The organism is Methylobacterium tardum, from assembly GCF_023546765.1.
Taxonomy (GTDB): Bacteria; Pseudomonadota; Alphaproteobacteria; order Rhizobiales; family Beijerinckiaceae; genus Methylobacterium; species Methylobacterium tardum.
Genome location: NZ_CP097484.1, coordinates 935,566 through 956,398, shown reverse-complemented (window position 1 = coordinate 956,398; position 20,833 = coordinate 935,566). Strand labels below are relative to the sequence as shown.

Annotated in this window: 19 protein-coding genes and 3 pseudogenes; 6 read left to right on the top strand and 16 right to left on the bottom strand. The window is 72.5% G+C overall.

The genetic code is table 11. The features are described 5' to 3' along the window. Positions 1 to 93: 93 nt before the first annotated feature. Both M6G65_RS04670 and M6G65_RS04665 read left to right on the top strand, forming a co-directional pair. Positions 94 to 864, top strand: a complete 771-nt coding sequence (locus M6G65_RS04670; protein WP_238197435.1) for an SDR family NAD(P)-dependent oxidoreductase — start codon at positions 94 to 96, stop codon at positions 862 to 864. Then, the gene (locus M6G65_RS04665) at positions 861 to 2,636 is read left to right on the top strand and encodes a class I adenylate-forming enzyme family protein (protein WP_238197434.1); all 1,776 of its coding nucleotides are present in this window, start codon (positions 861 to 863) and stop codon (positions 2,634 to 2,636) included. The genes M6G65_RS04670 and M6G65_RS04665 overlap by 4 nt, the downstream gene beginning before the upstream one ends. On the opposite strand, the gene M6G65_RS04660 is transcribed toward M6G65_RS04665, so the two are convergent. Further along, positions 2,603 to 3,187, bottom strand: a complete 585-nt coding sequence (locus tag M6G65_RS04660; RefSeq protein ID WP_238197433.1) for a hypothetical protein — start codon at positions 3,185 to 3,187, stop codon at positions 2,603 to 2,605. The genes M6G65_RS04665 and M6G65_RS04660 overlap by 34 nt on opposite strands. A gap of 183 nt (positions 3,188 to 3,370) precedes the next feature. On the opposite strand from M6G65_RS04660, the gene M6G65_RS04655 reads away from it, so the two are divergent. The 3 genes from M6G65_RS04655 (at position 3,371) to M6G65_RS04645 (ending at position 6,486) form a co-directional block, all read left to right on the top strand. Beyond that, positions 3,371 to 3,616, top strand: coding sequence for a ferredoxin (locus M6G65_RS04655; RefSeq protein ID WP_238197432.1), 246 nt, complete (start codon positions 3,371 to 3,373; stop codon positions 3,614 to 3,616). Further along, positions 3,616 to 4,887: an NAD(P)/FAD-dependent oxidoreductase gene (locus tag M6G65_RS04650; RefSeq protein WP_238197431.1), complete on the top strand. Its 1,272-nt coding sequence runs from the start codon at positions 3,616 to 3,618 to the stop codon at positions 4,885 to 4,887. The genes M6G65_RS04655 and M6G65_RS04650 overlap by 1 nt, the downstream gene beginning before the upstream one ends. Before the next feature lie 345 nt (positions 4,888 to 5,232). Beyond that, positions 5,233 to 6,486 (top strand): cytochrome P450, encoded by a 1,254-nt coding sequence (locus M6G65_RS04645; RefSeq protein WP_250103623.1) that lies wholly within the window; start codon positions 5,233 to 5,235, stop codon positions 6,484 to 6,486. Between the two features lie 101 nt (positions 6,487 to 6,587). On the opposite strand, the gene M6G65_RS04640 is transcribed toward M6G65_RS04645, so the two are convergent. The 5 genes and pseudogenes from M6G65_RS04640 to bchO all read right to left on the bottom strand — a co-directional run bounded on the left by M6G65_RS04640 (position 6,588) and on the right by bchO (position 10,462). Then, positions 6,588 to 6,875 carry a hypothetical protein gene (locus M6G65_RS04640; RefSeq protein ID WP_238197429.1) on the bottom strand — a complete coding sequence of 96 codons (288 nt, stop codon included), beginning with the start codon at positions 6,873 to 6,875 and terminating at the stop codon, positions 6,588 to 6,590. 99 nt (positions 6,876 to 6,974) lie between these two features. After that, on the bottom strand, positions 6,975 to 7,571 hold the full coding sequence (locus tag M6G65_RS04635; protein WP_238197428.1) for a DUF1989 domain-containing protein: 597 nt from the start codon (positions 7,569 to 7,571) through the stop codon (positions 6,975 to 6,977). A gap of 80 nt (positions 7,572 to 7,651) precedes the next feature. Next, positions 7,652 to 8,404 (bottom strand): guanitoxin biosynthesis heme-dependent pre-guanitoxin N-hydroxylase GntA, encoded by a 753-nt coding sequence (gntA, locus tag M6G65_RS04630; protein ID WP_238197427.1) that lies wholly within the window; start codon positions 8,402 to 8,404, stop codon positions 7,652 to 7,654. 297 nt (positions 8,405 to 8,701) lie between these two features. Beyond that, positions 8,702 to 9,487 (bottom strand): gamma-glutamyl-gamma-aminobutyrate hydrolase family protein, encoded by a 786-nt coding sequence (locus M6G65_RS04625; protein ID WP_238197426.1) that lies wholly within the window; start codon positions 9,485 to 9,487, stop codon positions 8,702 to 8,704. A 76-nt stretch (positions 9,488 to 9,563) separates the two neighbouring features. After that, positions 9,564 to 10,462: pseudogene (gene bchO, locus M6G65_RS04620) on the bottom strand (alpha/beta fold hydrolase BchO). Between the two features lie 210 nt (positions 10,463 to 10,672). Between bchO and M6G65_RS04615 the strand changes: the two are divergent. Further along, entirely contained in the window at positions 10,673 to 10,819 is a 147-nt protein-coding gene (locus tag M6G65_RS04615) for a hypothetical protein (protein WP_238197424.1), read from the top strand. A 23-nt stretch (positions 10,820 to 10,842) separates the two neighbouring features. On the opposite strand, the gene M6G65_RS04610 is transcribed toward M6G65_RS04615, so the two are convergent. The 10 genes and pseudogenes from M6G65_RS04610 to M6G65_RS04565 all read right to left on the bottom strand — a co-directional run bounded on the left by M6G65_RS04610 (position 10,843) and on the right by M6G65_RS04565 (position 20,790). After that, on the bottom strand, positions 10,843 to 12,540 hold the full coding sequence (locus tag M6G65_RS04610) for a magnesium chelatase subunit D (protein WP_250104206.1): 1,698 nt from the start codon (positions 12,538 to 12,540) through the stop codon (positions 10,843 to 10,845). 159 nt (positions 12,541 to 12,699) lie between these two features. Next, positions 12,700 to 13,673: pseudogene (gene bchI / locus M6G65_RS04605) on the bottom strand (magnesium chelatase ATPase subunit I). A 241-nt stretch (positions 13,674 to 13,914) separates the two neighbouring features. Continuing rightward, positions 13,915 to 15,132 (bottom strand): 5-aminolevulinate synthase, encoded by a 1,218-nt coding sequence (hemA, locus tag M6G65_RS04600; protein WP_238197421.1) that lies wholly within the window; start codon positions 15,130 to 15,132, stop codon positions 13,915 to 13,917. Positions 15,133 to 15,244: 112 nt separating this feature from the next. Beyond that, positions 15,245 to 16,038, bottom strand: a pseudogene (gene puhE, locus M6G65_RS04595) (putative photosynthetic complex assembly protein PuhE). A 1-nt stretch (position 16,039) separates the two neighbouring features. Then, positions 16,040 to 17,128 (bottom strand): magnesium-protoporphyrin IX monomethyl ester (oxidative) cyclase, encoded by a 1,089-nt coding sequence (gene acsF, locus M6G65_RS04590; RefSeq protein ID WP_250103622.1) that lies wholly within the window; start codon positions 17,126 to 17,128, stop codon positions 16,040 to 16,042. After that, the gene (locus tag M6G65_RS04585) at positions 17,125 to 17,421 is read right to left on the bottom strand and encodes a hypothetical protein (RefSeq protein WP_238197464.1); all 297 of its coding nucleotides are present in this window, start codon (positions 17,419 to 17,421) and stop codon (positions 17,125 to 17,127) included. Before M6G65_RS04585 ends, acsF begins: the two co-directional genes overlap by 4 nt. Further along, on the bottom strand, positions 17,421 to 17,906 hold the full coding sequence (gene puhC, locus M6G65_RS04580) for a photosynthetic complex assembly protein PuhC (RefSeq protein WP_238197418.1): 486 nt from the start codon (positions 17,904 to 17,906) through the stop codon (positions 17,421 to 17,423). Before puhC ends, M6G65_RS04585 begins: the two co-directional genes overlap by 1 nt. Before the next feature lie 11 nt (positions 17,907 to 17,917). Then, the gene (gene puhB, locus M6G65_RS04575; protein ID WP_238197417.1) at positions 17,918 to 18,568 is read right to left on the bottom strand and encodes a photosynthetic complex putative assembly protein PuhB; all 651 of its coding nucleotides are present in this window, start codon (positions 18,566 to 18,568) and stop codon (positions 17,918 to 17,920) included. Further along, entirely contained in the window at positions 18,565 to 19,344 is a 780-nt protein-coding gene (puhA, locus tag M6G65_RS04570; RefSeq protein WP_238197416.1) for a photosynthetic reaction center subunit H, read from the bottom strand. Before puhA ends, puhB begins: the two co-directional genes overlap by 4 nt. Before the next feature lie 18 nt (positions 19,345 to 19,362). Continuing rightward, positions 19,363 to 20,790 (bottom strand): BCD family MFS transporter, encoded by a 1,428-nt coding sequence (locus tag M6G65_RS04565; RefSeq protein WP_238197415.1) that lies wholly within the window; start codon positions 20,788 to 20,790, stop codon positions 19,363 to 19,365. Positions 20,791 to 20,833: the final 43 nt, after the last annotated feature.

Here is a 20,833-nt window from a genome sequence, read left to right as displayed (position 1 = left end):
CGCGGCGGCTCTGGGTCCCGGGCTCGCCTGCGGCGTCCCGGGACGACGGGGCCGGTGCGGGATCCGCGCGTCTCCGGTGAGAGGGTCTAGCCCATGTCGCTGTTCGACCTGACCGGCAAGGTCGCCCTCGTCACCGGCTCGTCCCGGGGCATCGGGCGGGCGATCGCCCTGCGGATGGCCGAGCACGGCGCCCGGGTGGTGATCTCCTCGCGCAAGCGCGAGGCTTGCGAGGCGGTCGTGGCCGAGATCGAGGCCGCCCATGGGGCCGGCCGCGCCGTGGCGATCCCGGCCAGCATCTCGGTGAAGGCGGAGCTGGAACACCTCGTTGCCGAGACCGAGACCCAGCTCGGTCCTGTGGACGTGCTGGTCTGCAACGCCGCCAGCAACCCCTATTACGGGCCGCTGGCCGGCATCTCCGACGCGCAATTCCGGAAGATCCTCGAGAACAACGTCCTGTCGAACCACTGGCTGATCCAGATGGTCGCCCCCGGCATGGTCGCGCGGCGGGACGGCGCGATCGTCATCGTCTCGTCGATCGGGGCGCTCAAGGGTTCGCCGGTCATCGGCGCCTACAACGTCTCGAAGGCCGCCGACCTCCAGCTCGCCCGCAACTACGCGGTGGAGTACGGGCCGGCCAACGTCCGGGTGAACTGCCTCTGCCCGGGGCTGATCCGGACCGACTTCGCCCGGGCCCTGTGGGAGGATCCCGCCATGCTGGCCGCCACCACGGACGCCGCGCCCTTACGCCGGATCGGCGAGCCCGACGAGATCGCGGGCGCCGCCGTGTTCCTCGCCTCCGCGGCCGGCCGGTTCGTGACCGGCCAGGCGCTCGTGATCGACGGCGGCGTGACGATCGCGCGATGAGTCCCGATCCCCGCATCCCCGCCGGCTGGCCGGCCCTGCCCTTCCGCGAGGCCGAGGCGCGGCTCACCGCCTCGGGCGCGCCCTTCGCGATCACGACAGTCGAGATCCGCGGCGTGCCGACCCGAATCTGGGAGAAGGCGCCACCGACGCTGGGCGACCTGTTCCGGATCGCGCGCGGCCACGGGGACAAGACCTTCGTGGTCTACCAGGACGAGCGCGTGACCTTCACGGGCTTCGCCCGCGCCGCCACCGCCCTGGCGCAGGCGCTGGTGGCTTCCGGCGTGCGCAAGGGTGACCGCGTCGCCATCGCGCAGCGCAACCTGCCCGAATGGCCGGTGAGCTATTTCGGCGCGCTGCTCGCCGGGGCGATCGCGACGCCGCTCAACGCGTGGTGGACCGGGCCGGAACTCGCCTACGGGCTGCAGCATTCCCGGGCGCGGGTGCTGATCGCCGACGGCGAGCGCTTCGACCGGATCGCCCCGCACCTGCCCGAATGCCCGGCCCTGGAGCGGGTCCTCACCACCCGGATGGCGCCGGACCCCCGGGCGACGCCGCTCGCCGCCATCGTCGGGCCGGTCCGGGACTGGGGCGCCCTGCCCGACCTGCCCCCGCCGGACATCGCCCTCGATCCGGAGGACGACGCGACCCTGTTCTACACCTCGGGCACGACCGGCAAGCCGAAGGGGGCGGTCGGCACCCACCGGGCGGCCGCGACGACCGTGATGGCCTATCCCTACTCGGCGGCGCGCAGCGCCCTGCGCCGGGGCGAGGTGCCGCCGAAGCCCGACCCGGCCGCGCCGCAGCGGGCGGCGCTGCTGGTGATCCCGCTGTTCCACGTCACCGGCTGCCACGCGAGCCTCGGGGCGGCCCTCTACGGTGGCCACCGGCTGGTGATGATGCACCGCTGGGACGCGAACGCGGCCCTCGACCTGATCGAGCGGGAGGGCTGCACCAGCGCGGGCGGCGTCCCGACCATCGCGTGGCAGCTCGCCAATGCGGCCCGGGAGGCCGGCCGGCCGCTGCCGACCCTCGAGGGCGTCACCTACGGCGGCGCCCCGGCCGCCGGCGACCTCGTGCGAGCGCTGGGCGAGGCCCTGCCGCGGGTCGTCCCGGGGACCGGCTGGGGCATGACCGAGACCTCGGCGACCTTCACCCACCACCAGGGCGAGGATTACCTCGCCCATCCGGAATCCTGCGGCCCGCCCCTGCCGGTCTGCGAGGTGCGGATCCTCGATCCCCTCGGGCAGGATCTGCCGCCGGGCAGCGTCGGCGAGCTGTGCGTGAAGGGCCCGAACGTGGTCCGCGGCTACTGGGACGACCCGGCGGCCACCGCGGAGGTTTTCTCGGACGGCTGGCTGCGCACCGGCGACCTCGCCCGGGCCGATGCCGAGGGCTTCCTGACCATCGTCGACCGGATCAAGGACATGCTGATCCGCGGCGGCGAGAACATCTATTGCTGCGAGGTCGAGAACGCCCTCTACGCCCATCCGGACGTGATCGACGCCGTGGTGCTGCCGGTCCCCCACCCGACGCTGGGCGAGGAGCCCGGCGCCATCGTGGTGCTGGCGGAGGGCGCCGAGACCGGGCCGGAGGCGATCCGCGCCTTCGTGGCCGAGCGGCTCGCGGCGTTCAAGGTGCCGGTGCGGATCGTGGTCTGGGACGGGCTCCTGCCCCGCAACCCGGCCGGGAAGGTCCTGCGCGCGCCGCTGCGGACGGTCTTTGCCGGGTCAGAGGAGAATCAGAACGGCTCGCTCTCGTCGTCCGGGCGGTAGTACCGCAGGGTCCGGCCATCCGGGAACTGGACGGTCCGGCGGCGCACGACGAGGTAGCCGGCGGCCTCCGCGCTGCTCAGCCGGTCGAGGCGCTCGTCGGCGTAGCCCGGGCCGTAGCCGGGTCCGTACCCGTAAGCGCGGTAGCGCGCGTAGCCGTCCGGTGGCGGCGGCGCGACGGCGACGACCTGCGGTTCGCGGAAGGTCCGCGCCGGCGTCGCCGCGACCCGGGTCCGGCGCGATGCGGCGGCGACCTGCTTGGTCGCCGGAACCCTGCGCGTTGCTGTCCGCTCCGGAGCGCGCCGCGCCGCGACGGCCTTCCGCTTGGCGCGCTGCGGCCGGACCTCCGGCGACGCCGCGGCCGGAGTCGATGCGCTCACGGCTGCCGGCGCCGGAGCGGCGGCCTTCTTGTCGGCGGCCGGCGGCGGCTCGGCGGCCGACTTGTGGGCGGGCGGGTCCGTCCAAGTCGAGCCCGCGGCGGGCTCGGCGGTGGCGCCCCCGACGCCGAGGAGCAGGATGAGGGCGGCGAGGCTCGTGCGTGCGCCGTGCGGCATGGTGCCCTCCTGAGATCGCGGTGCATCGGCTCGGTCCGCGGGGCGGTGCAACAATAGAGCGAACGGCGACGCAAGGGAATTCCGACCTTCCATTTCCGCGGGGATCGGCGAGTACATGGTTATACCGATGGTGCACCGCTTCGGCGGTGCGGAACCCGCAGCGCTCGCGGGGGTTGCCTCGCCATGTCCGCCCCCGCCGATGCGTCCTCCGGCTCCCCACCCGGCCTGCGGGTGAGCGTCGATCTCAACCTGTGCCAGGCCTATGCCCAGTGCTGCTACGCGGCGCCGCGGCACTTCCGCATCGAGGGGCACGAAGCCCTGTTCTACGATCCCGCCCCCGCCGCCGAGCACCGGGCTGACATCGAGCGGGCACGCGTCGCCTGCCCGGTTCAGGCGATCCGGGTCGAGGATCCGGGGCAGACCGTCTGATGCCGCAGATGTCCGAGCGGGCGGTGATCGTGGGCGCCGGTCTCACGGCCTTGCGCGGCGCCGAAGCGATGCGTGCGGCCGGCTTCTCCGGCCCGCTGACCATCGTCGGCGACGAGCCCTACCGGCCCTACGACCGCCCGCCGCTCTCGAAGCACGTCCTCACCGGTGCGACGCCCGCGGACGCGACGACCCTGCCGGGCAGCCTCGGTCTCGACGCGGACTGGCTCCTGGGCTGCCCGGCTACCGGCCTCGACCGGCAAGCCCGCGCCGTCCGGCTGGCCGACGGGCGCACCCTCTCCTACGACCGCCTGCTGATCGCCACCGGCACGCGAGCCCGTCCGTGGCCGAACCCCCATGAGGGCCGGCTCGCCGGTGTCTTCACCTTGCGCGGGCGGGACGACGCCGCCGCCCTGCGGCAAGCCCTGGCCGCCGACCCCCGGCGCGTGCTGGTGATCGGTGGCGGCTTCATCGGCTGCGAGGTCGCCAGCCTGTGCCGGCAGCTCGGCCTGGCGGTGACCCTGGTGGAGCCCGGCCCGACGCCGCTGGCCCGCGTCCTCGGCCGCACCGTCGGGGCGTTCATCGGCGCGATCCACGCAGGCCACGGTGTCGATCTGCGCTGCGGCAGCGAGGTCGAGTGGCTGGAGGACGAGCACGGACGGCTGGTCCGCGCCCACCTCGTCGACGGCACCCGCATCGAGGCCGACCTCGCCGTCGTCGCCCTCGGCGCGGTGCGCAACACCGAATGGCTGGAGGGTTCCGGCTTGTCGGCGGATCCGGGCGGGGTCGATTGCGACGCGCGCGGCTACGCCGTCGATACGGACGGAACAGCAGATCCGCGCATCGCCGCGGCCGGCGACGTGGCGCGCTTCCCGCACCCGCTCTACGACGGCCGGCGCGTCGCGCTGGAGCATTGGAGTCAGGCGGTGGCGCAGGGCATCCATGCCGGCCGGCTGCTCGCCGGTGCCGTGCCCGAAGGCCCCTATGCCGAGCTGCCGACCTTCTGGTCGACCCAGGGCGACCTCGTAGTCAAGTCGGCCGGACTGACGGAGGGGGCGGACGCGGTGGCGATCACGCAGGGCGACCCGACGTCCGGCCGCTTCGTCGCCCTCTACGGCCGCGAAGGCCGGTGCATCGCAGCGGTCTCGGTGGATTCGGCCCGCTGGCTGCCGGCCCATGCCGAACTGGTCGCCGCCCGCGCGCCGTTCCCGCCCCGCGGCGGCGCCACCGACCGTCCGAAGGAGATCGAGATCTTCGCGCCAGACTTTCCTTGAGCCGTTCCGTCCTCCGGACGCGCCGTGCGTGCCGTTCGCCGTGGTGAGCGGCTCCGTCAATCCGGGGCGCCGAGGGCGACCCTGGAAGCCGGAACCACAGGTTCCGCAAAGGCTTGGCGCGTGGGCGGCTCTGGATCCCGGGTTCCGCTGCGCGGCCCCGGGATGACGGGGCGGGGGGCGGAATCCCGGCGCATTGCGGCCGGCAACCGGGGCCGCCCGACCGCGCCGCCCGGGTGGCGAACACCCGGAAGCGGAACCGCCACGATGCGCGAAGCCTTTGCTGTCGCGGCATCGTTGCCCGAAGGCCGACGGCCGCTTTTCGGGCTGATGCGCCAAGGAGACCGCATGCCCGACGCCACCCTCCTCGACCAGGTCAAGGACATCGCGAACCGGCCGAATCCCTACCCGATCTACGCGAAGCTGCGGGCGAATCCCGTCTCGCGCCAGGACGACGGCACAGAGTCGGGTACCTGGGTGGCGGCCACCCACGGCACCATCGCGCGCCTGCTGCAGGATCCGCGGGTCAGCTCCGACACGCTGCCGCCGGCCGACCGGCCGCGCACCGGCAACCCCCTCACCGACCTGATCGTGAAGCCGCTCAAGGACTGGATGATGGACCGTCACCGGGTCTTCATCTTCCGCGACCCGCCTGACCACGACGCCCTGCGCTCGGCGGTGATGCACCAGTTCAGCCGCGAGCGCGTCCAGGCGATGCGCGCCCGTTCCGACCGGCTGGTGGCCGACCTGCTCAACGAGAAATGCGGTGCCCGGGAGATCGACGCGGTCGGCGACCTCGCCTACCCGCTGCCGGTGACGGTGATCTGCGAGCTGTTCGGCGTGCCCCGCGAGGACGAGCCGAAGTTCCACGGCTGGGCGACGCAGCTCGCCACAGCGCTCGAACCCGACAGCCTGTCCGACCCCGAGATCCGCGCCGAGAACAGCCGGACCTTCGACGCGATCGGCGGCTACATGGGCGACCTGATCAAGGAGAAGCGCAAGCATCCGCAGGACGACATGCTGTCGGGGCTCGCCAACCACGCCACACCGGCGGGAGTGAAGATGGGCGATTTCGACCTGATCGCCACCTCGATCCTGATGCTGGTGGCTGGGCACGAGACGACCGTCAACCTGATCACCAACGGCCTGCTGACCCTGCTGCGGCATCCGGACGAGCTGGAGCGCCTCCGGCAGGATCCGCTCAGGGCCCCGCGGCTGATCGAGGAGCTGCTGCGCTACGAGCCGCCGGTGCAGTTCCGGACGCGCCGGACGCTGTCGGCCATCGACATCGCGGGCGTGACGATCCCCGAGGGCGCCGACCTCGTGCTGCTGCTGGCCTCCGGCAACCGCGATGCAGCCGTGTTCCCGGATCCCGACCGGTTCGACCCGGACCGCACGGGCACCCGCCATCTCGGCTTCGGCGGCAGCCTGCATTACTGCGTCGGCGCGCCACTCGCCCGGTTCGAAGCCGAGGCGGCCCTGACCGCGCTGGCCGCCCGCCTGAAGGCGCCGCGCCTGATCGAGGATCCGCCGCCCTACCGGCCCGGCGCGGCCCTGCGCGGCCCGAAGCACCTGCGGGTGGCGATCGACGGAATCGCGTGAGCCGCGCCGTCATTCCGGGGCGCCGCAGGCGAACTCGCAACGACGGGGAGAGGCAGCGACGATGCCTCTGCACGGAAGGCGTGAGCGGCGCTTCCCGCGCCTCAGGCGGCCTTCACTTCGGCGAGGAACGTGGCGACCGCCTGTCCGAGGTTCGCTGAGTAGCGCGCCAGTTCCTGCGTGGCGCTCAGGACCTGGCCGGAGGCCGTTCCGGTCTCGCGGGTGGCCTGCCGGACGTCGGCGATATCCACGCTCACGGCCTGCGTCCCCTGCGCCGCCTGCGACACGTTCCGCACGATTTCGCCGGTCGCCGCGCCCTGCTCCTCCATGGCGGCGGCCACGCTCAACGCCACCGTGCGCATTGCGTCGATCGTGCCGCCGATCGCCTGCATCGCGTCGACGGCGTGGCGCGTCTCGCCCTGGATCGCTGCGATCTGGCTGGCGATGGTCTCGGTCGAATTCGAGAGAGTTTGGGGTGTGACGGATGAGGACTAGGTCTCGACACGGTAATGGATCGGCTTGAAGCTGCCGTTATTCGATTGCAGGGCCGAGCAGGCTGTCAGGCCGATGATCAGGTCGGTCTCGGCCACGAAGACGATGCGGTCCCCGGCCCGGCTCAACGGCGGCTCGACGGTGAGGGCTCCGGTTTTGCCGTCGATCGGCACGTTCATGAAGCAATTGAACGCCACCGGGATGGCGTCCGGCGCGATACCGTAGGGGGCGAGCGCGGCCGCGAGGTTGCCGAAGCAGCCGCGATGCGGGTTCGTGTCGCCGTAGATGATGCGGAACGTGTCGGCCGAGCACGGGGTCAGCAGGAAGTCGTGCCGCCCCACCGTGTCCTCGACGATGCGCAGGAGCACGTTCGAGCGGTTCGAGTAGAGCGGATCGCCGGTGGTCAGGTAGATCCGGCTGGCATAGTCGAGGGTCCGCCCGGACGAGATCACCTCGCCGATGTCGTGGCGGTTGTAGGCGACGAGGTCGGCGACCTGCTCGCCGCGCGGGTCGATCACCGTGAGGCGCTGGCCCCGGTCGAGGGTGAAGGCGACACCCGAGCGCGGCTCGATCTGCTGCACGTCCGCTTGGCACATGATGGATTGGCTCACTCCGTTGAGGGGCGCAGCGGGACCGCGTCCGGGAACGCGCCGGCCGGCCCCGCGATCCGCGGTGCTTACGCTCCGGTTCCGGGCAGCGTCCGGTCCAGGGGCAGGACCGGCGGGTGCCAGTCGTCGGACTCGGCGCCGGGCGCCGGACGGCCCTGCATCGGGCAGCGCCAGTCCGCATCGACCACGCGGCCGCTGTACTGCCGCGCCTCCGAAGCCTCGCCGTGGCGCGCCAGCATCGGGTTGACGCTGCCGGCCAGGGCCTGGTCCCGCTCCAGGATCGAGGCGCGCAGCTTCTCGTAGCGGCCCTCCGCGCGCAGCCGCTCGAACTGCGCGTGCAGGTTGAAGACCAGCACCGGTGACGAGAAGCGCCGCGCCGGCCGGCTGGCATGCGGGTGGAGGCCGACCACGAAGAACGCCTCCCCGCCGAAGCTCAAGGAGAAGTGCGGGTTCTCGGGGTCTTCAGCCACGCGGGCATCGTGGGGTTGGCCGAGCCACGCGTCCTTGTCGGTCAGGGACTGGGCCCGGGCCCAGAGGTTCTGCTCGAAGGCTTCCTCGGACAGATCACCCGGCCCCTCGAACACGACCGCGAAGCTCTGGAACAGGTCGGGCTGCTGGCGATAGCGCGCCACGAAGGCGAGCAGCGCCGGGTAGATGCGCATGTCGTCCCAGCCCGAGGTGATGTCCCGGGCCACCACGATCTGCATGCGCCCGCGCGACAGCGCCGATTTCGCGCCGACGCAAGGGAAAGGCGGATTTCGGATGAAGTCGCGGAAGGCCTCGGCGCGGGGGTGCTCGCGGTCGTCGCGGGGAAGCTGCATGCGGTCTCTGCCCGTCTCCTGCGCAAGCCGCCCGGGATCGAGGCGGCCGCTGTTCGGGACTCCGGCAACTGAACCGCGATGACCCTGTTCCGTCCTGCGACAGGTCGTCCGGGGATGATGGTGAATCGCGCGGGGCTGACGAAAGATCTGCCTAGCGTCCGCGAAGATGCGAGGCAGATTTTCCGCCCCGAATAAACATAGGTTAGGTCACGGACGACTCGTCCGGCCGCTCATGCCGCTGCGCTGTGCTGGCCCGGCGGCTCGGCACAACCACGGATGTGAAGCGAATGCCGGGGATCAGCCCCGCCCGCCGGTCCGCGCACGGCGATGCGCCGCCGCGGCGGACCCGAACGCCTCGAACAGGGCGCGGTTGATCGGGTTGGTGGCCGGGTCGTGCTCGGCATGCCACTGGACGCCCAGCGCGAAACCCGCGGCGTCGCGGATCCGGATCGCCTCGACGGTCTCGTCCTCGGCCACGCCCTCGATCACCACCCGGGCTCCCGGCTCGAGGATGCCCTGGCCGTGCAGCGAGTTCACCCGGATCGTCTCGCGCGCCAGGAGCCGGGCGAAGGCACCGTCCGGGGTCAGGCGGACCTCGTGACGGTCGGCGAAGATCACCTCCAGGTCCGGATGGATCTCGCCATTCGCGAGCCGCGGCATCCGGTGGTTGAGGCGCCCGGGCAGGTTGCGGATCTCCGGGTGCAGGCTGCCCCCGAAGGCGACATTCATCTCCTGGAAGCCGCGGCAGATGCCGAAGAGCGGCACGCCGCGGGCCACGCAGGCCTCGATCAGCGGCAGCGCCACGGCGTCACGCGCCTCGTCGTAGGGCTCGTGCGCCGCGCAGGGCGCGGCGTTGAAGCGGGCCGGGTGGACATTGGCGCGGCCGCCCGTGAGCAGGATTCCATCCACCGTGTCGAGGAGGTCGCCGAGATCGGTGATCGCCGGGTCGGCGGCGAACATCAGCGGCAGGGCGCCGGCCACCGCGGCCACGGCCTGCATGTTGTTGGCGCCGACGATCTGCGCCGGGAACCGATTGTCGATCAGACGTGCGTTGCCGATGACGCCGATCACGGGTCTCGCCATCGTCTCGACTGCTCCTCGTCCCTGCCCCAGCGGCAGGCTCTAAAGCCCAGGCAAGGGCGGCGCCAGTCCCGTCGGCTCAGGGCAGGCCGAGGGTCCGGGCCTCCGCGAGCAGCACCTCGGCCACACGCTCCGGCGCCTCCTCGTGGGCGAGGTGGCCGAGGCCGCGGATCAGGGCCACGCGGGCGTCGGGCAGGCGGTCGCGCAGCCCGAAGGCGGTGTCGGGCAGGATGGCCCTGTCGTCGCCGCCGACGATCAGCAGGGTCCGGGTCGCGAGGCCGGGCAGCGCCCGGTGCAGCGCGTCGAGGTCCCAGTTCGCCATCATGCCGAGCGCCCCGCGCACGTGGCCGGACCGGGCAAAGAGCCGCCGGTAGAGATCGACGCCCGCCGGGTCGAGGCGCGAGCCCGTCCCCTCGATCAGGCGCTTGGCCGCGGAGCGATCGGCCGTCCAGGCGAAGATCTTCGGGGTGAACGGGTTGAGGAACAGCAGCCGCGCCATGCTGGGGAACAGGAGGCTCGCAGCCCCGGCAGCGGCGCCAGGGCGCCGTTGAAGGCCGCCAGCAGCCGGGGCGCGATCGAGCCGTCCAGGCACATCCGGGCCAGCACCGCCGCGCCCGCCGAGTGGCCGGCGGCCAGGACCGGCGGGCGGCCCAGGGCCGCGACGAGGCCGGCCACGGCCCGGGCCATGCCGGGGAGGGACAGGTCGGCATCGGGCAGGGGGTCGGTGAAGCCGTGGCCCGGCAGGTCCGGGGCGATCACGAAGAAGTCCCGGGCGAGCAGCGGCGCCAGCCCGCGCCAGGAATGGGTCGCCGCCCCGGTCCCGTGCAGGAGCAGCAGGGTCGGAGCCTCCGCCCGACCGAACTCCTGGACGTGCCAACGCAGGCCCGCCGCCTCGACGAAGCGGCTCGCCTCCCGGTGCGGCCAGTCCCGGCCCTCGACGGCCCAGTCCGGCCGGTCGGCATCGAAGGGGTTCAGCACACCGCGTTCTCCCGCAGCGCATCAACACCCGTCCGTGATGTCCGGGAGGCGGCGCTATCGTTCAGGACCGGAAGTATTTCGTAACGCTGAAGAATCCCATGCGGCGGCCGCATGCCACCGCTGATCCAGGACCGATTGCTGCGTTGCAGCAGAAACCGCATATCCCGGTCGGACAAGAGCAAGACGCGTCCCCCAACTTCGGAGCAGGCCATGATCCTCTTCACCTCCTCGACGCAGAACATCGCCGCCCCGACCACCGGCGGCTGGAGCTTCAGCGCCATCGTCCGCGAGATGCTGAACTCCTGGCTGTCCCACCACCAGCGCCTCGCCGACCTCGGCATCAGCGGCGACCTCTGAGCCGGCTCCGTCGCTGCGCGCGCTCACAGGGCCGCGCGCACCGCCGCGCTGATGTCTCCCGACTCGAGGCGCGGCAGCTTCAGGTAGCGGGCGCCCATCGCCTCGGCGACCCGCCGGGCCTCCTCGCCCCGGCTGCCCGTATCGACCACCAGCGCCGGCAGCCCGGCGGCCCGCAAGGTCCGGGCCGCCTGCAGGGCCTCCGCCCCGGCCCGGGTGCGGCCCCCCTCCCCCGAGCGTGCGACGTTGGCGCGCCCGTCGGTGAGCAGCACGATCGCCGGCCGGCTGCCGCCCCGGCGCACACCCAGCGCCACCGCCACCGCCGCGTCGATCCCCGAAGCCAGTGGCGTCCCGCCCCCGCCCGGCAGCCCCGAGAGGCCGCGCTTGGCCCGGGTCAGCGAGCGGGTCGGCGGCAGGATCAGCTCCGCGCCCGTGCCGCGGAACGCCACCAGCGCCACCCGATCGCGCCGGACATAGGCCTCGGCGAGCAGCAGCTCGACCGCGCCCTTCGCCTCGGCGAGCCGTTCCAGCGCGGCCGAGCCCGAGGCGTCGACGCAGAACACCGTCGTGGTCTCGGTCCTCTGCTTGAGGATCCGGATCCGCAGGTCGTCCCGCCGCACGACGAGGCGGCGCGTCTCCCCTTCTCCCCGGCGGATCGTCTGCCACGGTGCCGCGGCCCGCAGGGTGCCGAGCAGATCGAGGCGTCCCCGCCGCGGATCGCCCCGCCGGCTGCCGATCGGCCGCCCGGTTCGGGACGCCGCCGCCTGCCCGACCCGGCCCGCCTTTGCGGCCGTGAGCCTCGGTCCACCCGCCAGCAGCTGGTCGAGCAGGTGCGGCGGGATCGCCGCCCGCACCGCCTCCAGCACGACGTCGTCGGGCGTGTCCGCAGCGGCGGGCTCCGACGCCGCGTCCGGCGGGGACTCCGCGCGCGGTTCCTCCGGCGGCGCCTCGGTCTCCGGGGCCGGCTCCTCCGGCGCGGGCAGGCGGGTGGCGCGGGGCGCCAGGACGAGGCGCGCGGCCGTGACGATATCGTTCCGACCGATCGGCCGGTCTCCGGCGAGCCTGCGCGCCACGCGCGCCGCCAGGATCGGGCCGCGCAGCGACGCGACGCCGAAGGCCTCGGCCAGCGCGCAGAGGTCGCCGACCGGATCGGATACCGGGGCGCCGGGTTCGGAATCCGGCGGATCGGCCCGCGTCTCCGCGGGGCCGATCCCGCTCAGGTCGATCCGGAAGGCGAGGCGGTCGGCCAGGGTCTCGGCGACGGTCTCGTCGCCCTCGCCCTCGCCGAGGAGGATCAGCCCGAACCGGGCGGGCCGGCCCGACGCGGTGCCGGTGTCGAGGGCGGCCGCGAGGCGCGACGCGGTGCCGGGCGGCAGGCGCTCGGCCATGGGCACGACGACGATCCCGCCCTCGGCCTCCGCGAGCAGCCCGGCCCGGGCGACGGGGCGGCCCGCCGCCAGGGTCGCGGCGAGGTCGAGGCCCCCGAGCAGGGCGTCGTCGCCGATGCCGGTCGGCAGGCAGCGCCACGGCGTTCCGGGGAGCCCGTCGCGCAGGGCTTCGAGCCAGCGCTCGCGGACCGGGCCCGGCGGTGCCCGAACCACGGCGCCGCCGTATCCCGGTGGCTCGGCGGCGAGTAGGTCGGCGGCAAGGCGGGCTTCGGCCCAGAGATCGAGCGACTTCCCTCCCCCTCTGCGGGAGAGCGTGGGCCGGCCGTCGGGCCGGATCGGGCGAGGGGATCGACGGTGCAGGCGCTGGCCCGGCTTTCGTGAAGGCGCGCGCCGCGCCCGGAATCCGGGCTCCCCTCCTGCGGGACTTCGTTCCGGCCCGCCCCCCTTCGGAGGCCGCCCTCTCTTTCAGAGGGGGCGGGAGAGGCGGCGCGCCCGTCACGCGAAGACCTCGGCCAGCGCCCGCTCCACCCGGGCGGTGGATCCGGATTCGTCCAGCGGGTTGCGGCGCAGGCGGTGGCGCAGGGCGGCCGGGGCGATGCGGCGGAGATGGTCGCTGGTGACGGTCCCGGCGCCGTCGAGGGCGGCGAGCGCCCGGGCGGTGCGCATCAGGGTCAGCTCCCCGCGCAGCCCGTCGGTGCCGAGCGCGAGGCAGAGCCGCGCCGCCTGCTCCAGGGCGGCATCCGGCACGGTCACCCCGGGCAGGCGCTCCCGCGCCAGCAGGATTGTCTTCTGAATTTTCCGCTCCTCGCCGGCGCGCGCGGCGCAGAAGCCCTCCGGGTCGCGCTCGTAGGCGTCGCGGGCGCGGACCACCGCGATCCGGGTCGGGATGTCCTTCGGGGTCGCGACCTCGCAGGCTAGCCCGAACCGGTCGAGGAGCTGCGGGCGCAGCTCCCCCTCCTCCGGGTTGCCGGACCCGACCAGCACGAACCGCGCCGGATGGCGCAGCGACAGTCCCTCGCGCTCGACGGTGTTGACGCCGGAGGCTGCCACGTCGAGCAGCAGGTCGGCGAGGTGGTCCTCGAGGAGATTCACTTCGTCGATGTACAGGAAGCCGCGGTTGGCCCGGGCGAGCAGCCCCGGCTCGAAGGCCTTCACGCCGGCGCCGAGCGCCCGCTCCAGGTCGAGGGTGCCGACGACCCGGTCCTCGGTGGCGCCGAGCGGCAGGTCCACCACCGGCACCGGCTTTTTTCTGATTTCTTCCGCGCGCCCGGACTGCCCGCGCAGTGGGGGCAGGACTCCGCCGGGCTGTCGGGATCGCAATTGTACGGGCAGCCGACCACCGCCCGCATCGGCGGCAGCAGGGCGGCGAGCGCCCGGATCGCCGTGGATTTACCGGTACCGCGGTCGCCGAAGACCAGCACGCCGCCGACCGCCGGGTCCACCGCCGCGATCAGCAGCGCCTGGCGCATCTCGTCCTGGCCGACGATGGCCGAGAAGGGGAAGGTGGGCACGCAGTACTCGCACTGTGCCCCCTCTCCTCCCCGCAGATCTCGGACCTGTCCGAAATCTGCTTCCTGTCTGCCCAGGTCGGGCAAGCCCGATCTGGGTGGGGAGAAGACGGAGGTGGGGGTGGTCCAGACTTGAGCGGAGCGGTGCCTCCTGCACCACCCCCACCCCTACCCCTCCCCGCGAGGGGGAGGGAAGAGCACCCTACTCCGCCGCCTTCTGCCGGAGCCCGATCCGTCCCCAGATCGTGGTGAGCGCCGTGACCAGATGGGCGATGTCGGCGTCGGTGTGCAGCGGCGACGGGGTGATCCGGAGGCGCTCAGTGCCGCGGGCCACCGTCGGGTAGTTGATCGGCTGCACGTAGATGCCGAACTCGTCGAGCAGGGTGTCGGAGATCCCCTTGCACAGCACGGGGTCGCAGACCATCACCGGCACGATGTGGCTGTCGTTCGGCATGGTCGGGATGTCGGCGGCCTCCAGGGCCTGCCGGACCTTCGCCACCCGCTCCTGATGCCGGGCGCGCTCGACACCGCTCGCCTTCAGGTGGCGGATCGACGCCGCCGCGCCGGCCGCCACCGCCGGCGGCAGCGAGGTGGTGAAGATGAAGCCCGAGGCGAAGCTGCGCACGAAGTCGCACAGCTTCTCCGAGGCCGTGATGTAGCCGCCATGGACCGCGAACGCCTTGCCCAGCGTGCCCTCGATCACGTCGAGCCGGTGGGCGACGCCGTCCCGCTCCGAGATGCCGCCGCCGCGCGCGCCGTAGAGGCCGACCGCGTGGACCTCGTCGAGATAGGTGAGCGCCCCGTGGGCCTCGGCCACGTCGCAGATCTCGGCGATCGGGGCGATGTCGCCGTCCATCGAGTAGACCGACTCGAAGGCCACCAGCTTCGGCCGGGCCGGATCGACCAGGGCGAGCTTGCGGTTCAGGTCCTCCGGGTCGTTGTGGCGGAAGATGTGGCGCTCGGCGCGGGAGAACCGGATGCCCTCGATCATCGAGGCGTGGTTCTCGGAATCGGAGAAGACCGCGCAGTTCGGCAGGCGTGACGCCAGGGTCCCGAGCGCCGCCCAGTTCGACACGTAGCCGGAGGTGAACAGCAGGGCCGCCTCCTTGCCGTGGAGGTCGGCGAGCTCGCGCTCCAGCAGGACATGGTAGTGGTTGGTGCCCGAGATGTTGCGGGTGCCGCCGGCGCCCGCGCCGCAGCGGTCGATCGCCTCGTGCATCGCCCCGGTGACGGTCGGGTGCTGGCCCATGCCGAGGTAGTCGTTCGAGCACCAGACCGTGACCGGCCGGGTGCCACCGGCGTGGTGGTGCGTGGCGTGCGGGAAGTTGCCGGCGTGGCGCTCGAGGTCGGTGAAGACCCGGTAGCGCCCTTCCCGATGGAGACCGGCGATCTCGGCTCCGAAGAAGGTCTCGTAGTCCATGTCGCCTCTCCCCGAACAAACCCTGCGGGTTGATCCCGCCTGTGACACCGGACTTCGCACAAGACCAGTTCCAGACTGGTGGACGTGCGTCGCCCGGATCTGATCCCTCGCCCTACACGCGATCCCGCGGCGGGGCCGCCTCCCCGGGCGCCCGCCCCGGCAGGCTCCAGCGCCACAGCTCCGCCGAGGGCAGCGGCAGCATCAGGAACCAGTGCTCCAGGGTGGCGAGCGCGGTCAGCGTCGCCAGGACCGTGAAGCCGATCAGCTCGTGCTCCAGGAGGTCGGCGCCGAGCGCCGCCCGGCCGAGCAAAGCCGCAGCGATGGTCCCGAGGCTCACCGAGACCGGGAACAGCAGGTTCATCGGCTTCCGGGACAGGTAGCAGGCGAGGTAACCGAGATGGTCCGGCAGGAACTCGGCGTGGAGGTTGCGCACCCCCAGGAACAGGTTGAGCCGCGCCGAGAGGTTCATCACCACCAGGGTGCCGTAGGTCCACAGGGCGAAGCGGTTCGGGCTGCCCCAGACCAGCGCCAGGATGGCGAGGCCGCCGATCACGATGGCGAATTCGTGCCACAGGCTGGTGGCCAGCGCGGCCAGGAACCGGTCGACCCCCGGACGCTCGGCGCGCAGGCCACAGGCCGCGGGCCGGACAGGAAGCCCATGTAGTAGCTCATCTCCTGCCAGCCCCAGACCACCAGGGCCGCCGTGAAGGCCGTGTAGGCCCCTGTGGCGGTCGTATCGGCGGCGCTGGCGCGGATCGCCACCAGGGCGCCGGCGAGCAGCAGCGTCGCCCCGGCCATGCTCCACGGATGGGTCCGCCGCGGGGCGTGGTCGAGCAGCAGGATCAGCCCGGTGGAAAACCACCAGAGCAGCACCGCGTACAGGACCGGGGCGGCATAGGTCGCCATGCTACCAGACCGGCTGGAGGCGGATGTCGGCCGGCAGGGCATTGGCCTTGACGGGCAGGAGATAGAGCCGCGCGAAGGTCACCGCCGCCCGCGCGGCGTGGAATCCCTGCAGGGCCTTGCCGACGAGGCCGCCCCGCGCCTTGGCGTCGGCGATCGCCCGGGAGCAGGCGAGCAGCCGGTCGAGCCCCGCCTTGAACTTCGGATTGTCGAGGTCGAGCTCCAGCGGGAAGGTCTGCCGGGAGATCTCCGAGGTGATCCGGAAGACCTTGAAGTCGTAGTCGCTCGGATCGACGCCCAGCGCCTTGTGGAAGGCCGGCCTGTGATGGTCGCGCACGTACATCGTGGCGAAGACGGCGAGCAGGAAGAACCGGATCCAGTAGCGGTTCACGCCGCTCGTCAGCTTCGGGTTGGCGCGCATCAGCAGCGCGAAGGCCTCGCCGTGGCGGAACTCGTCGTTGCACCACAGCTCGAACCACTTGAAGATCGGATGGATGCGCCGCTCCGGGTGCCGCTCAAGCTCACGGAAGATCGTGATGTAGCGGGCGTAGCCGATCTTCTCCGACAGGTAGGTCGCGTAGAAGATGAACTTCGGCCGGAAAAACGTGTACTTCTTGGATTTCGTGAGAAATCCTAAGTCCACGCCGATTCCGAAATCCTTGAGCGTGTCGTTGATGAAGCCGGCGTGACGTGCCTCATCCCGGCTCATGAAGCCGAACAGCTCCTTGATGTCCTTGTTCTTGGCCCGCTTCCTCATCTCCGCGTAGAGCACGCAGCCCGAGAATTCGGCGGTGATCGGCGAGACCAAGAAGTCCAGAAACTCCTTCCGCAGCTCCGGCTCCATCTGCGACAGGTCGCAATCGAACTCCGCGTTGCGGGTGAAGTGGCGCTTGTTGGGGTCGGCGCGCAATTCGGCGATGAGCACGTCCCAGTCGCGTCGCACCGGCTCGACATTCGTGCGGTCGAGTTCGGCGAAATCGGTCGTGTAGAACCGGGGCGACAGGAAGGTGGTCTCCTGCGCGGCCTTGGTCGACTCGTTGATCGGCGTCTTCGGGAGCGGCTGGTCGGAGGGCGGCGGGACGGGTGCGTTCACAGCTTCCTCCTCTCGGAAAAGCTGACCTCGTAGAGTTCGGTCAGCTCGAGATGGGCGATGAGTTTGGTCCAGGCCCGCTCCAGCGCGCCGGCCCGAGTGACCGTGGCGGTGCGGCGCACGGTGATCCGCTCGCCGTAGGGCACCGAGGTCGGCGCGTCGTGGACCTGAACCGCGTCGCCGGGCTCGATCTCGAAGCCGGCATCGAGGGTGACGTGCGCGTGCAGGCTCTCGGGCGTCTGCTCGATCTCTACCGTGCAGGGCACGGTAACGGTGCGGCTGCCGAACAGGCCCATCACCGCGTCTCCGTGGCGGGCGCACCCGGCCCGGGCATCAGCCGGGCGAAGGCCCCGGCATTGGTCGATCCGAAGGCCTCCAGGGGCACTTGGCGGCCGGTGGCCTCGTCGGCGAGCGCGAGGCGGCCGTCGTCGTAGCGGGTCAGGCTGAAGGGTCGCTCCGGCCCGAGGCCCCCGCGCTGCCGGGCCTGGGCGAGGCCCCGCAGGGTCCCGCGCAGGAAGCCGTCCTCGCCGGGGCGGATCCAGGCGACGATGTGCCGGTCGGAGACGTCCCGCAACGCGATCGAGCCGTCGACCTGGTCCTCGGCCCGGAATTCGAGCCGGGCCACCTCCTTGGCGGCCGGCAGGGCGACGAGGCCGACTCCTTCGCTGCGGCCGATTAGGACCGCCAGCATGGAGAAGCCCATCAGCGCTCCCGCACCGATCATCAGCAGCGCCGGCGCCGGTCCGGTCGTTCGGCCGGCCTTCTCCGCCCGCTCGCCCATCGCGCTCCTCCCTATTCGGCCGCGACGAGGCGGCCGGGATTTTCGTCCGCCTGCGGCAGACGGGCCACCCGCACCGGCAGTGCGGCCCCGGCGGCGTGCGCTTCGAGCGCCCGCGCCAGGATCGCCGCCACCGCGTCCGCCTCCGGTACGGAGCGCAGCATCGGCTCCGTCCGGGTCAGACGCCAGGGCCGGGCATGCGGCCAGAGCTGAAGGTAGGCGATGCGCAGCCCCGGCCGCAACTGCAGCGGCAGATCCCCGCTGCCGTCCGTAAACGCGCGCAAAGCCGCGCTGTCGAGCTGCGCGAAGGGCAGGTTGTGGGTCACCGGCAGGGCGATCCCGGCCTGCAGCACGATCCGGCGGTTGGTCACCGTGTAGAGGGTCGTGCGGTGGGTCAGCCACGCGAGCAGCCAGAGCAGCGCGACGGCACCGGCGCCGACCAGCAGCGTCGGCCCGACCTTGGCGAGCGCCGCCGCGGGCGAGCCGGCGGCGAGGCCGAAGGCCAGGGCGCAGACTGCGAACCATGCGATCACCAGGCGGGCGTGGAACACCCGCACCAGCAGGCCGGCGGTCGTCGGCGCCCCCTGCCAGAGGATGCGCTCGCCCATTGGCAGCGGGCCGGGCAGCCCCCGCAGGGTGCCCTCGGGGAGGAAATCGCCGCTCACAGGATGGGCTCCGCGCGCTCGGGCGTGGCGTAGAGCGTGCCGGCGCCGAAATACGAGACGATCCGCTCCTCCTCGAGGAAGGTCACGCTATCGGGGTCGCGGGTGGCCGGGATGTCGGCGAACTGGCTGGCGAGCAGCGCCTCGGTCGTCACCGTCTTGGTCAGGCCGCCGGCCCGGCAGAAGGTGGTCGGCATCAGCCGGCGGCCGCCCGTCGGCAGTTCCACCTCGTAGTAGCGGATCAGCGACTCGCCGCGATCGACCCAGACGTCGCTGATGACACCCGCCAGGGCATTATCGGTGCCGAACACGCTCATGCCGATCGGGTTCGGGCCGTCCTCGTGGATGATGAAGTTCTTCGCCACCCGCAGGGGCACGATGCGGATCTCGTCGTCCCAGGTCCGGTCGTGCACGTCGTGCCGCAGCACCCAGGAGCCGGGGCCGACGCCGGCCTGGAGCGAGGAATCCGTCCGCTCGTAGGGTGCGCCGGGCCAGGGCTCGACCTTGCGGGCCGGGATGCCGGTCTCGATGTCATTCCGGTCGTGCACCGCCTGCGGCGCGTAGGTCGTCTCGCCGCCGGGGAGATGGAAGGCCTTGGATCGGGGGATCAGGATCGGATCGTCCGCCTTGCGGCGGCCGACGGCCTCGTTCTCCAGCGGGTAGCCCTCGCGCCGGTCCTCGCGGCGGAGCCAGAACACCAGCCCCGCGAAGAAGAGGAAGAACGCGTAGAGCACGACCTGGGCGACGTCGACATAACCCGTAAGTGCGCCGGTTGGCATGGCAGTCCTCCCCGAGTCTCAGGCCGTCCGACCGGCAAGGCCGTCGGCAATGCGGTCTCGAACCTCTGTTCGCGCGTCCTCCCGCACCAGCGGCCCCAGGGCGAGGAGGGCGGCGAACAGGAGGGCGATCTCGATGTGGTAGACGATGAGGTAGCCGATGGCGGGCTCGTTCATGCCCTCGCCGAGCACCCCCGACTGGGCGATGGCGCCGCCGACGTCGCGCACGAGGCCGCTCGCCGCGATCGACAGTCCGGCCGCGCTCGCCTGCACGGCGCCCCAGGCGCCGAGCGCCAGCCCGGTATCCTCGGGGCCGGCGCGGTTCATCGAGGCGGTGAGCGTGCCGTGGGCGAACAGGCCGCCGCCGAGCCCGATCAGGCTGACGCCCGCGGCGAACAGGTCGGCGGAGGCCAGCGGCGCGGCGAACACCACCGCCGAGAAGGCCAGGATGCCGATCCCGGCGCCGACCGCCGAGACCCGGAACGGGTCGCCGCCGCGGTTGAGCCAGCGCGCGGCGATCAGAAGGCCGAGCCCGCCGCCGGCGGCCAGCAAGGCGGTCAGCGCCGTGGTGGCGGCGACCGAGAGGTGCAGGATCTGACCGCCGTAAGGCTCGAGCAGGATGTCCTGCATGGAAAAGCCGGCCGTGCCGAGCCCGATCGCCACGAGGCGGCGCCGGGCCGTGCCCTGCCCCGCATAGGCCCGCCAGGAGGCCCGGAAGTCCCGCTGCGGCGCCGTCCGCGTCCGGTTCGGATCGCGCGGCTCCTGCTTCCAGAGGGCGAAGCCGTTGAGGATGATGGTGACGAGGGCCGCGCCCTGGATCACCTGGATCAGGCGCACGGGCGAGAAATGCGCGAGGAACAGCCCGAACAGCACCGCGCTCGCCATCATGCCGAACAGGAGCGCCGCGCAGAGCAGCGCCACCACCTTCGGGCGGGCATGGGCGGGGGCGAGGTCGGTGGCGAGCGCCAGCCCGACGGTCTGGGTCGTGTGCAGGCCGGCGCCGACCAGCAGGAAGGCCAGGGCCGCCGCGAGGTCGCCGACCCAGAGCGGGCCGGTCGTGTCGCCCGACAGGATCAGCAGGGCGAACGGCATGATCGCCAGGCCGCCGAACTGGAGCAGCGTGCCGAACCAGATGTAGGGCACCCGCCGCCAGCCCAGCACCGAGCGGTGCGTGTCCGACCGGAAGCCGACCAGTGCCCGCAACGGCGCGAAGATCAGCGGCAGGGCCAGCATCACCGCGACGATCCAGGCCGGGACGCCGAGTTCGACGATCATCACCCGGTTGAGCGTTCCGATCAGCAGCACCGCCGCCATGCCGACGGTGACCTGGAACAGGGCGAGGCGCAGGAGGCGGCCCAGCGGCAGCTCGACGGTGGCGGCATCCGCGAAGGGCAGGATCGCCGGGCCGAGGCGCATGAGGGCTGCGGTGAGTTTTTGGGTCGCGTTCATCGAACGCCTCCACCGGGCTCCCCTCCCCCTTGCGGGGAGGGGC

Coding starts and splice junctions, on each gene's coding strand:
- puhA (WP_238197416.1), bottom strand. CDS start 19,344: ATGCCAACCGGCGCACTTACGGGTTATGTCGACGTCGCCCAGGTCGTG.
- M6G65_RS04660 (WP_238197433.1), bottom strand. CDS start 3,187: ATGCCGCACGGCGCACGCACGAGCCTCGCCGCCCTCATCCTGCTCCTC.
- M6G65_RS04585 (WP_238197464.1), bottom strand. CDS start 17,421: ATGGGCCTGTTCGGCAGCCGCACCGTTACCGTGCCCTGCACGGTAGAG.
- M6G65_RS04650 (WP_238197431.1), top strand. CDS start 3,616: ATGCCGCAGATGTCCGAGCGGGCGGTGATCGTGGGCGCCGGTCTCACG.
- M6G65_RS04635 (WP_238197428.1), bottom strand. CDS start 7,571: ATGTGCCAAGCGGACGTGCAGCAGATCGAGCCGCGCTCGGGTGTCGCC.
- M6G65_RS04670 (WP_238197435.1), top strand. CDS start 94: ATGTCGCTGTTCGACCTGACCGGCAAGGTCGCCCTCGTCACCGGCTCG.
- M6G65_RS04615 (WP_238197424.1), top strand. CDS start 10,673: ATGATCCTCTTCACCTCCTCGACGCAGAACATCGCCGCCCCGACCACC.
- M6G65_RS04625 (WP_238197426.1), bottom strand. CDS start 9,487: ATGGCGAGACCCGTGATCGGCGTCATCGGCAACGCACGTCTGATCGAC.
- M6G65_RS04640 (WP_238197429.1), bottom strand. CDS start 6,875: ATGCAGGCGATCGGCGGCACGATCGACGCAATGCGCACGGTGGCGTTG.
- M6G65_RS04645 (WP_250103623.1), top strand. CDS start 5,233: ATGCCCGACGCCACCCTCCTCGACCAGGTCAAGGACATCGCGAACCGG.
- M6G65_RS04655 (WP_238197432.1), top strand. CDS start 3,371: ATGTCCGCCCCCGCCGATGCGTCCTCCGGCTCCCCACCCGGCCTGCGG.
- M6G65_RS04665 (WP_238197434.1), top strand. CDS start 861: ATGAGTCCCGATCCCCGCATCCCCGCCGGCTGGCCGGCCCTGCCCTTC.
- puhC (WP_238197418.1), bottom strand. CDS start 17,906: ATGGGCGAGCGGGCGGAGAAGGCCGGCCGAACGACCGGACCGGCGCCG.
- M6G65_RS04565 (WP_238197415.1), bottom strand. CDS start 20,790: ATGAACGCGACCCAAAAACTCACCGCAGCCCTCATGCGCCTCGGCCCG.
- hemA (WP_238197421.1), bottom strand. CDS start 15,132: ATGGACTACGAGACCTTCTTCGGAGCCGAGATCGCCGGTCTCCATCGG.
- gntA (WP_238197427.1), bottom strand. CDS start 8,404: ATGCAGCTTCCCCGCGACGACCGCGAGCACCCCCGCGCCGAGGCCTTC.